This is a genomic window from Vibrio sp. THAF64, from assembly GCF_009363455.1.
GTDB classification, from domain to species: Bacteria; Pseudomonadota; Gammaproteobacteria; order Enterobacterales; family Vibrionaceae; genus Vibrio; species Vibrio coralliilyticus.
Window position 1 is genome coordinate 376,484 of sequence record NZ_CP045355.1, and the last position, 15,014, is coordinate 391,497.

Annotated in this window: 9 protein-coding genes, 1 tRNA gene and 2 rRNA genes; 4 read left to right on the top strand and 8 right to left on the bottom strand. The window is 46.8% G+C overall.

Translation table 11 applies throughout. From position 1 onward, the window contains the following. Nucleotides 1-248: 248 nt before the first annotated feature. The 3 genes from FIU99_RS01730 to FIU99_RS01740 all read left to right on the top strand — a co-directional run bounded on the left by FIU99_RS01730 (nucleotide 249) and on the right by FIU99_RS01740 (nucleotide 3,524). A 23S ribosomal RNA gene (locus tag FIU99_RS01730) occupies nucleotides 249-3,137 on the top strand. A 163-nt stretch (nucleotides 3,138-3,300) separates the two neighbouring features. Next, nucleotides 3,301-3,416, top strand: a 5S ribosomal RNA gene (gene rrf / locus FIU99_RS01735). A 31-nt stretch (nucleotides 3,417-3,447) separates the two neighbouring features. Further along, nucleotides 3,448-3,524, top strand: a tRNA-Asp gene (locus FIU99_RS01740). A gap of 649 nt (nucleotides 3,525-4,173) precedes the next feature. On the opposite strand, the gene FIU99_RS01745 is transcribed toward FIU99_RS01740, so the two are convergent. After that, complete coding sequence (locus FIU99_RS01745) at nucleotides 4,174-5,568, bottom strand: sodium:proton antiporter (RefSeq protein ID WP_172974053.1); 1,395 nt, start codon at nucleotides 5,566-5,568, stop codon at nucleotides 4,174-4,176. 91 nt (nucleotides 5,569-5,659) lie between these two features. Between FIU99_RS01745 and metH the strand changes: the two genes are divergently transcribed. Beyond that, a complete protein-coding gene (gene metH / locus FIU99_RS01750; protein WP_039952677.1) occupies nucleotides 5,660-9,337 on the top strand; it encodes a methionine synthase in 3,678 nt (1,225 codons plus the stop codon). Between the two features lie 63 nt (nucleotides 9,338-9,400). On the opposite strand, the gene mgtE is transcribed toward metH, so the two are convergent. The 7 genes from mgtE to lptB form a co-directional block, all read right to left on the bottom strand. Then, the gene (mgtE, locus tag FIU99_RS01755; protein ID WP_006963175.1) at nucleotides 9,401-10,756 is read right to left on the bottom strand and encodes a magnesium transporter; all 1,356 of its coding nucleotides are present in this window, start codon (nucleotides 10,754-10,756) and stop codon (nucleotides 9,401-9,403) included. Between the two features lie 110 nt (nucleotides 10,757-10,866). Beyond that, on the bottom strand, nucleotides 10,867-11,145 hold the full coding sequence (locus FIU99_RS01760; protein WP_006963174.1) for an HPr family phosphocarrier protein: 279 nt from the start codon (nucleotides 11,143-11,145) through the stop codon (nucleotides 10,867-10,869). 3 nt (nucleotides 11,146-11,148) lie between these two features. Beyond that, on the bottom strand, nucleotides 11,149-12,012 hold the full coding sequence (rapZ, locus tag FIU99_RS01765; protein WP_006963173.1) for an RNase adapter RapZ: 864 nt from the start codon (nucleotides 12,010-12,012) through the stop codon (nucleotides 11,149-11,151). After that, the gene (gene ptsN / locus FIU99_RS01770; RefSeq protein WP_006963172.1) at nucleotides 12,012-12,458 is read right to left on the bottom strand and encodes a PTS IIA-like nitrogen regulatory protein PtsN; all 447 of its coding nucleotides are present in this window, start codon (nucleotides 12,456-12,458) and stop codon (nucleotides 12,012-12,014) included. The genes rapZ and ptsN overlap by 1 nt, the downstream gene beginning before the upstream one ends. Before the next feature lie 5 nt (nucleotides 12,459-12,463). Then, entirely contained in the window at nucleotides 12,464-12,751 is a 288-nt protein-coding gene (hpf, locus tag FIU99_RS01775; RefSeq protein WP_006963171.1) for a ribosome hibernation promoting factor, read from the bottom strand. Between the two features lie 24 nt (nucleotides 12,752-12,775). After that, nucleotides 12,776-14,236, bottom strand: coding sequence for an RNA polymerase factor sigma-54 (locus FIU99_RS01780; RefSeq protein ID WP_006963170.1), 1,461 nt, complete (start codon nucleotides 14,234-14,236; stop codon nucleotides 12,776-12,778). A gap of 51 nt (nucleotides 14,237-14,287) precedes the next feature. Next, a complete protein-coding gene (gene lptB, locus FIU99_RS01785; protein WP_006963168.1) occupies nucleotides 14,288-15,013 on the bottom strand; it encodes an LPS export ABC transporter ATP-binding protein in 726 nt (241 codons plus the stop codon). Nucleotide 15,014 lies beyond the last annotated feature (1 nt).

Genomic DNA, 15,014 nt, shown 5'->3' on the forward strand with positions numbered 1-15,014 from the left:
TAGCTCTTTAACAATTTGGAAAGCTGACGAATAACAACAATCCCCATCTCTATGAGATGCGTTGTTATTCATTGAAAAGTTCTCAAATCCTAATGACTTGTTCATTAGGTACCAACACACATTCAAGTGTTCTTGGAAACATCCTTGTGATGTTTAATATTTGAGTCCGGCAAAATCGAGTCTGCATCATGTTTAAATAATGGCAGACAACTTTGGTTGTTTGATTGTAAGACCCTTTGGGGTTGTATGGTTAAGTGACTAAGCGTACACGGTGGATGCCTTGGCAGTCAGAGGCGATGAAGGACGTATTAACTTGCGATAAGCCCAGATTAGACAGTAAAAGTCATTTGAGTCTGGGATTTCCGAATGGGGAAACCCACCTGCATAAGCAGGTATCATTATCTGAATACATAGGGTAATGAGGCGAACCGGGGGAACTGAAACATCTAAGTACCCCGAGGAAAAGAAATCAACCGAGATTCCGAAAGTAGCGGCGAGCGAAATTGGACTAGCCCTTAAGCCTTTAATGCGTCAGGTGAAAGTTCTGGAAAGTTCTGCGATACAGGGTGATAGCCCCGTAACCGACAGCGCATTTTAGGTGAAATCGAGTAGGGCGGGACACGTGATATCCTGTCTGAATATGGGGGGACCATCCTCCAAGGCTAAATACTACTGACTGACCGATAGTGAACCAGTACCGTGAGGGAAAGGCGAAAAGAACCCCTGTGAGGGGAGTGAAATAGAACCTGAAACCGTGTACGTACAAGCAGTAGGAGCACCTTCGTGGTGTGACTGCGTACCTTTTGTATAATGGGTCAGCGACTTATATTCAGTAGCAAGGTTAACCATCTAGGGGAGCCGTAGAGAAATCGAGTCTTAACTGGGCGTCGAGTTGCTGGATATAGACCCGAAACCAGGTGATCTAGCCATGGGCAGGTTGAAGGTTGAGTAACATCAACTGGAGGACCGAACCGACTAATGTTGAAAAATTAGCGGATGACTTGTGGCTAGGGGTGAAAGGCCAATCAAACCTGGAGATAGCTGGTTCTCCCCGAAATCTATTTAGGTAGAGCCTCGGACGAATACTACTGGGGGTAGAGCACTGTTAAGGCTAGGGGGTCATCCCGACTTACCAACCCTTTGCAAACTCCGAATACCAGTAAGTACTATCCGGGAGACACACGGCGGGTGCTAACGTCCGTCGTGGAGAGGGAAACAACCCAGACCGCCAGCTAAGGTCCCAAATTACAGCTAAGTGGGAAACGATGTGGGAAGGCTTAGACAGCTAGGATGTTGGCTTAGAAGCAGCCATCATTTAAAGAAAGCGTAATAGCTCACTAGTCGAGTCGGCCTGCGCGGAAGATGTAACGGGGCTAAGCTGTAAACCGAAGCTGCGGCAATGCATTTTATGTATTGGGTAGGGGAGCGTTCTGTAAGCCGTTGAAGGTGAGCTGTAAAGCTTGCTGGAGGTATCAGAAGTGCGAATGCTGACATGAGTAACGATAAAGGGGGTGAAAAACCTCCTCGCCGGAAGACCAAGGGTTCCTGTCCAACGTTAATCGGGGCAGGGTAAGTCGACCCCTAAGGCGAGGCCGAAAGGCGTAGTCGATGGGAAACGGGTTAATATTCCCGTACTTCTTACAATTGCGATGGGGGGACGGAGAAGGCTAGGTGGGCCTGGCGACGGTTGTCCAGGTTCAAGTGCGTAGGCTTGAGAGTTAGGTAAATCCGGCTCTCTCTAAGGCTGAGACACGACGTCGAGCACCTACGGGTGTGAAGTCATTGATGCCATGCTTCCAGGAAAAGCCTCTAAGCTTCAGATTGTAAGGAATCGTACCCCAAACCGACACAGGTGGTCGGGTAGAGAATACCAAGGCGCTTGAGAGAACTCGGGTGAAGGAACTAGGCAAAATGGTACCGTAACTTCGGGAGAAGGTACGCTCCTGTCGGTGAAGTCCCTTGCGGATGGAGCTAACGGGAGTCGCAGATACCAGGTGGCTGCAACTGTTTATTAAAAACACAGCACTGTGCAAAATCGTAAGATGACGTATACGGTGTGACGCCTGCCCGGTGCCGGAAGGTTAATTGATGGGGTTAGACGTAAGTCGAAGCTCTTGATCGAAGCCCCGGTAAACGGCGGCCGTAACTATAACGGTCCTAAGGTAGCGAAATTCCTTGTCGGGTAAGTTCCGACCTGCACGAATGGCGTAATGATGGCCACGCTGTCTCCACCCGAGACTCAGTGAAATTGAAATCGCTGTGAAGATGCAGTGTACCCGCGGCTAGACGGAAAGACCCCGTGAACCTTTACTACAGCTTGGCACTGAACATTGACCCTACATGTGTAGGATAGGTGGGAGGCTTTGAAACCGGTACGCCAGTATCGGTGGAGCCGTCCTTGAAATACCACCCTTGTAGTGTTGATGTTCTAACTTAGACCCGTCATCCGGGTTGAGGACAGTGCCTGGTGGGTAGTTTGACTGGGGCGGTCTCCTCCCAAAGAGTAACGGAGGAGCACGAAGGTGGGCTAATCACGGTTGGACATCGTGAGGTTAGTGCAATGGCATAAGCCCGCTTGACTGCGAGAATGACAATTCGAGCAGGTGCGAAAGCAGGTCATAGTGATCCGGTGGTTCTGTATGGAAGGGCCATCGCTCAACGGATAAAAGGTACTCCGGGGATAACAGGCTGATACCGCCCAAGAGTTCATATCGACGGCGGTGTTTGGCACCTCGATGTCGGCTCATCACATCCTGGGGCTGAAGTCGGTCCCAAGGGTATGGCTGTTCGCCATTTAAAGTGGTACGCGAGCTGGGTTTAGAACGTCGTGAGACAGTTCGGTCCCTATCTGCCGTGGGCGTTGGAAGATTGAAGGGGGCTGCTCCTAGTACGAGAGGACCGGAGTGGACGAACCTCTGGTGTTCGGGTTGTCATGCCAATGGCATTGCCCGGTAGCTAAGTTCGGAATCGATAACCGCTGAAAGCATCTAAGCGGGAAGCGAGCCCTGAGATGAGTCTTCCCTGACCCCTTGAGGGTCCTAAAGGGTTGTTCGAGACTAGAACGTTGATAGGCAGGGTGTGTAAGCGTTGTGAGGCGTTGAGCTAACCTGTACTAATTGCCCGTGAGGCTTAACCATACAACACCCAAAGGGTTTTGATGGACTCAAAGCAAGAACTTTGAATGTGTGAATACAGAACTTAAAAACAGCTTTCCGAATTATTCGATTTGCAAGCAAATCTCACCCTAAAGGGCCGCACTAAAGTGCGTTTGAATTTGCGAGCAAATTGATAAAGAATTTGCTTGGCGACCATAGCGATTTGGACCCACCTGATTCCATGCCGAACTCAGAAGTGAAACGAATTAGCGCCGATGGTAGTGTGGGGCTTCCCCATGTGAGAGTAGGACATCGCCAGGCTTTAAATTTAGACTTTAGGTCTAACCAGTGCGGAGCGGTAGTTCAGTTGGTTAGAATACCGGCCTGTCACGCCGGGGGTCGCGGGTTCGAGTCCCGTCCGCTCCGCCACTTATTCAGAGAAAGCCCTAACAGCGATGTTAGGGCTTTTTCGTATCTGCGGTATTATTTTGGCCTACGACCAACAAGCCCCACTTGAGTACAAACTCAGCAATCCGCACTTATTCTAGACCTCAGTAGCAATGCTGAGGTCATCTTGTATACGCTAAGTTATTTCGCTCTTTGGCTAATAAGTCCATACTCATTGCTTACTACAGACATAGCGCCACAACAATTATCGAAAAGCCTAGGCTTTGTAGTTAATACTTGGACAGTTTCTATTAGAGAACGAGTGGCGTAAAGATTGGCCTTTTGATATCTATTCTGAATGTATGCTGGTTAAGTAGACAACCTAAGTACAGGGAACTGCATGGTTAGTTATAGAGGCGACACAGAAGTGTATTTATTGGTAAGTAAGCTATTTGTCCCTAGAGTGAGAACGAACAGCAGCAACTTTTAATAGCGAGTTTCTCAGGAACTATTCCGGTTAACTATCACCGTAACCTTTCCCTAATAGCCAAGTAATGACAACTCCCAATCCTGTTGATTCTCTATCTTGCAAATAAATGAGCGGCCATCTCTAGGATCTAGTTGTTTATCACGGGAAAACAAAAAAAGCCGCTCATAGAGAGCGGCTTTGAAGTAATTAATTCGATACGGCTTATTTTTTCTCTGATGACTCCGCTGTTTCCGGCTCGGGCTGCATTTCTTTTTCTGCCTGCTTTGCTTTTTCTATCATAGGGGTAATCGTCGAACCTTGAACAAGAATCGAGAACACCACGACAGAATAAGTCATGACCAGAATGATTTCTTTCACGTCGATGAGCTTGTCTTGGATAACCCAAATCCCTGAAGGAATGGAGAGCGCCATCGCCAATGCTAGGCCGCCACGTAATCCGCCCCAAGTTAAAATTTTCACTGACCAAGGGTTGTACTTACGATGACGTTTAAACCCAATGTACGAACAGAACACGCTTAGATAGCGGGCAGCTAGTACCAATGGCACTGAAAACGCCATTAGAATCCAGTCTTCCTTATGGAATTCAAATAGCAACATCGACATACCGATTAATAGGAACAAAACGCCGTTGAGGAACTCATCGACTAGTTCCCAGAAGTGATCGAGGTGATCTTCACTTTCTTTAGAGAATCCGATAAATCGTGTCCAGTTCCCGATCATAATACCGGATACCACCATGGCTAATGGCCCAGAAACATGCAGAACTTCCGCAAACGCATAGCCAGCGGTCGGTATACCTATAGTTAGCAGTAACTCCATAGAGTGATCATCGGTCGCACTGATGAGGCAGTGGAACAGCAGACCAAGTGCAAAGCCATAAACGATGCCGCCAATAGCTTCCTGAATGAACAGCATCGTCACGCTGCCAACCGTTGGTGCTTCAGTGCCAAAAGCGATTGTAAACAGGGTGACAAAAATGACTAGACCAAAACCGTCATTAAACAAGGACTCACCTTCGATTTGGGTTGAGATACGTTCCGGTGCATCCAGTTTTTTTACGATAGCCAATACTGCAATCGGGTCGGTTGGCGAGATTAATGCACCAAACAATAAGCAGTACACTAAGTCGAATTGCACACCTATCAGATGGCAGAATCCGTAAAGCGCGAAACCAATAAAGAAGGTAGAGAATAGTGTCGCTCCCAGTGCGAGCACTGTAATTTCCCATTTTTGGTCTTTGAGGTGAGGCAGTTTAATCCCAAGACCACCTGCAAATAAGAGAAAGCCCAATATCCCCTTTAGCAGAAAATCTTCGAAGTTAATGCTCGACATTGTCTTCGAAGCAATTTCTGTTAAATGAAACCAGTTATTTTGACCTGCGATAAGGATAAGAAGGGATAGAACCATGGAACCAGCAGTGATGGCAATTGTAGTTTGCATTTTGCCTATCTTGCTGTTTACAAAAGCAATTAACATTGCCGCTGCAGATAGAAAACAGAGAGTGTAGTAGACCGACATTGGATTCTCAGCATGTAACAAATTATGAATGAGAATTTTGTTCCTGACGTGATTAAATAGCAAACACTTTTTTGTCATGCAGAGGTGATTAATTTAGTCATTTAGACGTCTAGACTCCTTTTTAATGTGTGATAGGATGGAAAGATAACTAAAGGAATGAGGCTGTACTGTGGGAAGTAATGTAAGGCAACAGATAGAAGCTCAACTAAGAAAACGCATCTTACTGATAGATGGTGGTATGGGGACTATGATCCAGGGCTATAAACTGGAAGAACCCGACTATCGAGGTGAACGTTTCGCCGACTGGCATTGTGACCTTAAAGGCAATAATGACCTTTTGGTTCTGACACAGCCCAAATTGATTAAAGATATTCATGCTGAGTACTTAGAAGCAGGCGCGGATATTCTTGAGACCAACACGTTTAACGCAACGACCATCGCAATGGCTGACTATGATATGGAATGCCTGAGCGAAGAAATCAACTTTGAAGCTGCTAGGCTCGCTCGCGAAGTGGCAGACGAGTGGACGGAAAAAACACCAGATAAACCACGCTATGTGGCAGGTGTTCTTGGTCCAACTAACCGTACTTGTTCGATTTCGCCTGATGTGAATGATCCCGGCTATCGTAATGTCACGTTTGATGAGCTGGTTGCTGCGTATTCCGAATCGACGCGCGCCTTAATTAAAGGTGGCTCAGACCTCATTCTAATTGAAACGATTTTTGATACCTTGAATGCGAAGGCTTGTGCCTTTGCTGTCGACAGTGTTTTCGAAGAGATGGGTGTTAAATTACCGATCATGATTTCGGGAACGATCACTGATGCTTCAGGGCGAACGCTTTCTGGTCAAACGACGGAAGCGTTTTACAATTCTTTGCGTCACGTTCAGCCGCTGTCATTTGGTTTGAACTGTGCTTTAGGTCCGGACGAGCTCCGTCCATACGTCGAAGAAATGTCGCGTATATCCGAAAGCTTTGTATCAGCGCACCCGAATGCGGGTTTACCGAATGCGTTTGGTGAATACGACCTTTCACCTGAAGATATGGCTGCGCACGTTAAAGAATGGGCGGAAAGTGGCTTTCTGAATCTAATCGGTGGGTGTTGTGGTACCACACCAGAACATATTCGTCAGATGGCAGAGGCCGTTGAAGGCGTGACTCCTCGCCAACTACTAGACTTACATGTGGCGTGTCGTTTGTCTGGTCTAGAACCGTTGGCTATTGAAAAAGACACTTTGTTCGTCAACGTTGGTGAGCGAACTAACGTGACTGGCTCCGCTCGCTTCAAGCGATTGATTAAAGAAGAGCTTTACGATGAAGCGTTAGAAGTTGCTCGCCAGCAGGTGGAAAATGGTGCTCAGATCATTGATATCAATATGGATGAGGGCATGTTGGATGCCGAGGCATGCATGGTGCGCTTCCTCAATCTGTGTGCGTCTGAGCCAGAAATTTCTAAAGTGCCTATCATGGTTGACTCTTCTAAGTGGGAAGTCATTGAAGCCGGACTGAAATGCATTCAGGGTAAAGGCATTGTTAACTCTATCTCGCTCAAAGAAGGCAAAGAGAAGTTTGTTAAGCAGGCTAAGTTAATCCGACGCTATGGCGCTGCTGTCATCGTAATGGCGTTTGATGAAGTAGGGCAGGCGGAAACACGAGAACGTAAGCTTGAAATCTGTACCAACGCCTACCGTATTCTGGTTGATGAAGTCGGCTTCCCACCAGAAGATATTATCTTTGACCCGAACATCTTTGCAGTGGCGACAGGTATTGAAGAGCACAACAATTATGCGGTCGACTTTATCGGAGCAGTTGCCGACATTAAACGAGATTTGCCGCACGCGATGATCTCTGGCGGAGTGTCGAACGTTTCGTTCTCGTTCCGTGGTAATAACTATGTACGTGAAGCGATCCACGCAGTATTCCTTTATCACTGTTTCAAAAATGGTATGGATATGGGGATCGTGAATGCAGGTCAGCTGGAGATTTACGATAACGTCCCAGAGAAATTGCGTGAAGCAGTAGAAGACGTGGTACTGAACCGTCGTGATGATGGTACTGAGCGCTTGCTTGATATTGCGGCTGAGTACGCAGGTAAAGGTGTCGGTAAGGAAGAAGATGCCTCTGCGCTTGAATGGCGTACTTGGTCTGTAGAGAAGCGATTAGAGCATGCATTAGTTAAGGGTATCACCGAGTTTATTGTTGAAGATACCGAAGAGGCACGTGTTAACGCCAGTAAACCATTGGAGGTGATTGAAGGGCCGTTAATGGATGGTATGAACGTTGTCGGTGACTTGTTTGGTGAAGGTAAAATGTTCCTTCCTCAGGTGGTGAAATCGGCACGTGTAATGAAGCAGGCCGTAGCGCACTTAGAGCCGTTCATTAACAAGGAAAAACAAGCGGGTTCTTCAAACGGTAAGATACTACTGGCAACAGTGAAAGGGGATGTCCACGATATTGGTAAGAATATCGTTGGTGTTGTACTTCAGTGTAACAACTACGAGATCATTGACCTTGGCGTGATGGTGCCATGTGAGCAGATCCTTAAAGTCGCGAAAGAAGAGAATGTTGATATCATCGGGCTTTCCGGCTTAATTACCCCATCTTTGGATGAAATGGTGCATGTGGCGAAAGAGATGGAGCGTCTTGATTTCGACCTGCCATTACTGATTGGTGGTGCGACAACATCGAAAGCACATACTGCGGTTAAGATTGAGCAAAACTACAAGCACCCAGTGGTTTACGTCAACAATGCTTCAAGAGCAGTTGGGGTGTGTACTTCATTACTGTCTGACGAGCGTCGACCTGAATTTGTTGAAAAACTTGATGCCGATTACGTACGTGTGCGCGACCAGCATAATCGCAAGAAACCGCGCACGAAACCTGTCACTTTAGAACAAGCTCGAGAAAATAAGGTCGCGATTGACTGGGACGCATATACTCCACCAGAGCCAGCCAAACCGGGTGTACATGTTTTCGACGACTTTGATGTAGCAACATTACGTGAATACATTGACTGGACTCCATTCTTTATGACTTGGTCTTTAGTTGGTAAGTACCCTGCCATTCTTGAGCACGAAGAAGTCGGAGAAGAAGCAAAGAGGCTGTTTGCTGATGCGAATGAGCTGCTTGATAGGGTCGAGCGAGAAGGCTTACTTAAAGCTCGTGGCATGTGTGCGCTATTCCCCGCAGCAAGTGTTGGGGATGATATCGAAGTGTACACCGATGAATCGCGCACTGAAGTGGCTAAAGTATTGCACAATCTGCGTCAACAGACTGAGAAGCCTAAAGGCTATAACTACTGTCTTTCCGATTACATCGCACCAAAGTCGTCAGGTAAGAAAGACTGGATTGGCGCATTTGCGGTAACCGGTGGTATTGGAGAGCGTGAACTCGCTGATGAATACAAAGCAGCGGGAGATGATTACAACGCGATTATGATTCAAGCTGTGGCGGATCGATTGGCTGAGGCTTTTGCTGAATACCTGCATGAAAAAGTGCGTAAGGAAATTTGGGGCTATTCGGCGGATGAAGATCTCTCTAACGATGATCTGATACGTGAAAAATATCAAGGTATTCGCCCAGCTCCAGGTTATCCAGCCTGTCCAGAGCATACTGAGAAAGGCTCACTTTGGGAGTTGCTCAAAGTGGAAGAGACGATTGAGATGTCTTTGACCAGCAGCTATGCAATGTGGCCAGGAGCCTCTGTATCAGGATGGTATTTCTCTCACCCAGATTCGCGTTACTTTGCGATCGCGCAGATTCAGCAGGATCAGGTCGAAAGTTACGCTGATCGTAAAGGTTGGGATATGTTAGAAGCTGAAAAATGGTTAGGGCCAAACATTAACTAATTCTCTGCAAGCTGGATCAAAAAAGCACAGCAAAAGCTGTGCTTTTTTATTGATGATTACCTGTCAGATCATGATGGTAGCAAGACCAAGGAATACTGAGAGGCCAATTACATCGGTGACTGTGGTTAATGCCATCCCTCCGGCCAAAGCAGGGTCAATGTTCATTTTCTTCAATAAGATCGGGATGGTTACGCCCGCGATTCCAGCGACCAAAAGGTTGGTTAGCATGGCTGCGGAAATAATGCCACCGAGCATCCAGTTACCTTTCCAAGCTATGACGATACCCCCAATGATCAGTGCCCACATGATACCGTTCAATAGGCCGATTGCTGCTTCTTTCATTAGCAGCTCTCGTTTGTTGGCGTCACCGATATGACCTAAGGCTAGGCCCCGGATCACCAGAGCGACAGTTTGATTACCCGCAACTCCGCCCATTGAAGGAACGATAGTCATCAAGACAGCAATCGCCGCCATCTGATCTAAGGTCGCTTCAAACATGTTTGAGACTGATGCCGCAGCAAGTGCCGCCAGTACGTTCGCCCCCAACCATATGCTGCGTTTACGGGCAGATTTGACCACCGGAGCGAAGGTGTCTTCGTCATCGTCCATACCCGCCATACTCATCATGGAGTGTTCGGCGTCTTCACGAATTACATCAACCACGTCATCAATGGTAATACGACCGACTAGGTGCTGGTTTTCATCAATGACGGGAGCAGACACCCAATTACGGCGCTCAAATAGGCTGGCAATATCGGAGTCGCTCATGGTGACTTCGATGGCTTCGTCTGCATCTTCCATCACTTCAGCGACTTTGATGTCAGGTTGAGTGGTGATCAAAGTTGTGATCGGTAACTGGCCAATCAGCTGGCTGTTTTCATCTATCACATACAGTGCGTCGGTCGCTTCGGGAAGCTCCCCTTTCATACGCAAATAACGCAAGACGACATCGACATCGACATCACCACGAATGGTGATTACGTCGGTGTTCATCAATCCGCCAGCGGTATCCTCGGGGTAAGAAAGCGCGGTTTCCACTCGCAAGCGATCGGCGGTGTCCATTTGTGACAGAACTTCACGTGAGACATCGTCTGGTAGACTACGTAAGACGTAAGCAACGTCATCTGTGTCCATGCCTTCGGTGGCTTCGGCCAGCATCTCGGGTTCCATTTTAGAAACCAGAGCATCTTTGACGTCTTCGTTCAGTTCGTCGAGGATCTCACCGTAATCTTCCGGATCGGTGAGTTGCCAAAGAACCTCGCGACTCTTTCTTGGTGAGGCTTCTAACAGATGGGCAATATCTTCTGGCTCCATGTCCTGTAATTGGCGACGGACATGGACAAAGCGGCCATTTTCTAGAGCATCTGTTACTTCTTGGAGGGCTTGGTGAGCTTGGTCGAATTCAATTTGCTCTGCCATTTATTCCTCCTGACTCTAAATACTTACAATGCGTTGAATAGTAACTTAATTTTAGTGTTTATTTAATAAGTTAATATGAAGGTAATGATTTTTCTTATATGGGAGGGAAATTATTCCGCCTCTTCGAATTTATCTTCAATGAGGTGACAGACGGCTTCCAGAGCGGGGCTTGCATCACTACCCTCAGCACTGATAGTGACATGCTCTCCCTGAGCAGACTCGAGCATGAGTAGTCCCATAACGCTGTCAGCGGTTGCTTCTTTACCTTCATGGTTTTGGATAGTGAGAATCGCATCAAAAGATTGAGCAAGTTCGACAAGTTTAACGGCAGCACGAGCATGAAGGCCCAATCGGTTTTGGATGAGGACGGTTCGACTCTGTTGCTGCATGCGTTATTCCTTATGATGTTTCTCGAGTGTCGCGTGGCGAATCTGAACCTGATGGCCCACTTGAGCGAAGTACTCGCCAATTTGTTGGGTAAGATAAACTGAACGGTGCTTACCGCCAGTACAACCTATTGCGACCGTTAGATAGCTGCGGTTGTTTTTTTCTAGTAATGGTAGCCAGTTTTCGATGAATTTCTGGATCTGCTGTTTAAGATCCAATACATCCTGATGACTTTCCAGAAAAGATTTGATCGGTGTATCGAGCCCCGTCATTGGACGCAATGTGGGTTCCCAATGTGGATTCGGCAGAAAGCGTACATCAAACACATAGTCAGCATCACTTGGCAAGCCATACTTAAAGCCAAATGACTGAAATACCATCACTAAGTCTTTACGCTCTCGACCTTCAACACGCATGCGAACGGTCTCACTTAAGTCATGCAATGATTGGTTGCTGCTATCGATGATCAGATCTGCGTGCTCTTTCAACGGAGAAAGAATACAGCGTTCTTTTTCAATGGCTTGTTCAAGAGAGGTGTTTTCGAGACTGAGTGAAAGAGGGTGTATGCGCCTCGTTTCGCTGTAGCGTTTGAGTAACGTGTCTTTCTTGGCATCCAGAAACAGAACACTGACGTCGGAAGATTTTTTTAGCTTCGTCAGCACATCGGTCACGAGATTCGGTTCGGTAGGCAGATTGCGGATATCAATACTGACCGCTACATTTTGCTTACTTGATTTGACCGATTTGACGAAATTATCGAGTAAATCCACCGGAAGGTTATCGACGCAGTAGTAGCCAAGGTCTTCAAGTACGCGAAGCGCGACGCTTTTACCTGCACCTGATTGGCCACTGACGACGATAAGGCGCATTACTGATTCACCATGATGTCGTAAAGCTCCTCATCAGATTGCGCTTTGCGCAGCTGTTTGAGGACTTGTTTGTTGTTTAATCGTTCTGCCATGCTGGAAAGCGTTTTAAGGTGCTCTTTACACTGCGCATCAGGCACAAGAAGAGCAAAAAGGAGATCGACAGGACGATTATCTATCGAGTCAAACTCGACAGGAGATTCACATTGTATGAGTACAGCAACGGCTTTGTCACTGGATTGCATACGAGCATGGGGAATGGCTATTCCATTTCCGATGCCAGTACTGCCCATTTTTTCGCGGCTGAGCATACACTCAAAAAGTTCAGTGGAGTTTTGACCAGTCTGCTCGGCGACGATCTCACTGATCATTTCTAGAGCGCGTTTTTTACTGGTGCATTGGACTGCACTTTTGGTACAGTCCAATGAAAGGATTTCGCTTAATTGCATGATGTTTAGTGCGTGTTTAGTTTTTCTTTATGCTTGTTGAGCTGTCTGACCAGTTTGTCAACAAGAGAGTCGATTGCGGCATACATACTTTCTTCGTCGGCAGATGCATGGATTTCGCCCTGATTGACGTGAAGGGTAGCTTCAGCGATTTGACGGAGTTTTTCAACTTTTAAAACAACATGAACGTTATTTATGTGGTCAAAGAAACGCTCAAGCTTTTGAAACTTTTCGTTTACGTAGTCTTGCATTGAATCGGTGAGATCAACGTGGTGGCCATTAATATTGATTTGCATAGACTTTCCTTCTCGGTTAGATGCCTAAAGCAGGCGTTTGCGCTGACTCGAAGGGGCAATGCCTAGTGATTCTCGGTATTTAGCTATTGTTCGTCTAGCGACCTGAATCCCTTGGTCAGCGAGTAGAGCTGCAATTTTGCTGTCACTCAGTGGTTTAGCACTGTTTTCAGCAGCAACGAGCTTTTTAATCAATGCTCGGATTGCAGTGGATGAACATTCTCCACCGTTGTCGGTACTGACATGGCTGGAGAAGAAATACTTCAGTTCGAAAATACCACGAGGGGTATGCATGTATTTTTGGGTTGTGACACGTGAAATCGTTGATTCGTGCATATCGACATCTAAGGCGACGTCATTGAGAACCATCGGCTTCATCGCTTCTTCACCATACTCAAAGAAATCGCGCTGATGTTCAACAATACACTTAGCAACTTTGAGTAGCGTCTCATTTCTACTTTCTAGGCTCTTAATCAGCCATTTTGCTTCCTGCAAGTTTGAGCGAATGTATTGGCTATCTGAACTGTTGCCTTTGCCAAGCGCTGCGTATTGTTGATTGACTTTAAGGCGTGGTACTGAGTCTGGATTGATAGTGACCACCCACTTACCATGATCTTTGAACACGGACACATCAGGTATGACATATTCTGCATGCTCTGCAGCGATTCGGCTTCCAGGTCGAGGGTCGAGCTGCTGAATGAGCTTGAGAGCTTCTTTGAGTTCTGCTTCTTTAAGCTTTGCTTCTTTGATGATCAGCTTGTAGTCTCGATTGCCCAGTTGGTCTATGTAGTCAGTCAGCACTAACTTCGCTTCTTTCAACCACGGTGTATCTTCTGGGAAGGTAGCCAATTGGAGCAGCAAGCAGTCTTGCAAGTTATTTGATGCGACACCCAATGGGTCAAATTGTTGAACGCGCTTACGTACGGCTTCGATTTCTTCGAGTTCTATTTCTTCATTATCAAAGCTTTCAAGAATATCTTCGGTTGAAATGGTCAGGTAACCATAGTCGTCTACAGCATCAATGATTGCCATAGCGATGGTGCGATCCGTTTCGCTAAAAGGAGTCAGATCTAACTGCCAAGTGAGGTAGTCGTGCAGAGATTGAGTGGTTTCGCCTTGATAGACTGGCGCATCATCATCTAACGCAATACCAGTACTGCCTGTATTGGCGCTATAGACATCTTCCCAAGTGGTATCAATCTCAAGCTCATTGCTGATTTCAGACTTCTCTATCAGTTCTGAGCTGTCTTTGACTTCTGGCTCAGCGATTTCAGCGTTCGGCTCTTTTTCATCACTCGCTGCTTTGTCTTCAACATTTGAAGTCTCTTCGCTGCCTTCTTCGACTTCTAGCAGAGGGTTAGAATCCAAGGCTTCCTGAATTTCCTGTTGAAGATCTAACGTTGACAACTGCAACAAGCGAATCGCTTGCTGAAGCTGTGGGGTCATCGCTAACTGCTGTCCTAGCTTGAGTTGTAATGAGGGTTTCATTCAGTATTACTTGCCTTAGATGCTATAGAATCTTACCGTTCTTCACTTTAATCATAGACGGAATTGTTCGCCGAGATAAACTTGTTTTACTTGTTCGTTGTTGAGTACTTGTTCTGGCGTACCTTCGGCGATCAAGTGCCCTTGACTCACAATGTAGGCTTTTTCACATACGTCTAATGTTTCACGTACGTTGTGGTCTGTGATCAAAACACCCAGCCCACGATCACGCAGATGTTCTATGATCTTCTTGATATCAATGACCGAAATCGGGTCAACACCAGCGAACGGTTCATCCAGCAAGATAAATTGAGGATTGGCAGCCAAAGCTCGGGCGATCTCTACACGACGACGCTCACCCCCTGATAGTGCCATACCTGCACTGTGGCGAATGTGCTGAATGTGGAATTCTTCCAATAAGTCTTCCAACTTATCTTGGCGCTGTTCACGAGTGAGCTCTTCACGAGTCTCCAGAACCGCCATAATGTTATGTTCTACAGATAGCTTACGGAAGATGGATGCTTCCTGTGGTAGATAGCCAATCCCCATACGAGAGCGGCTATGCATAGGCAAGATACTGATATCCTGCCCGTCAATCGTAATTGAGCCTTCATCGCGAGCGACTAAGCCGACAATCATATAAAACGACGTAGTTTTACCTGCACCGTTTGGGCCAAGTAAACCGACGATCTGCCCAGAAGTGACTTCCAAGCTAACATCGGTCACCACTTTACGGTTACCGTAAGTTTTCGCTAAATGCTCTGCTTTGAGATTTGCCATA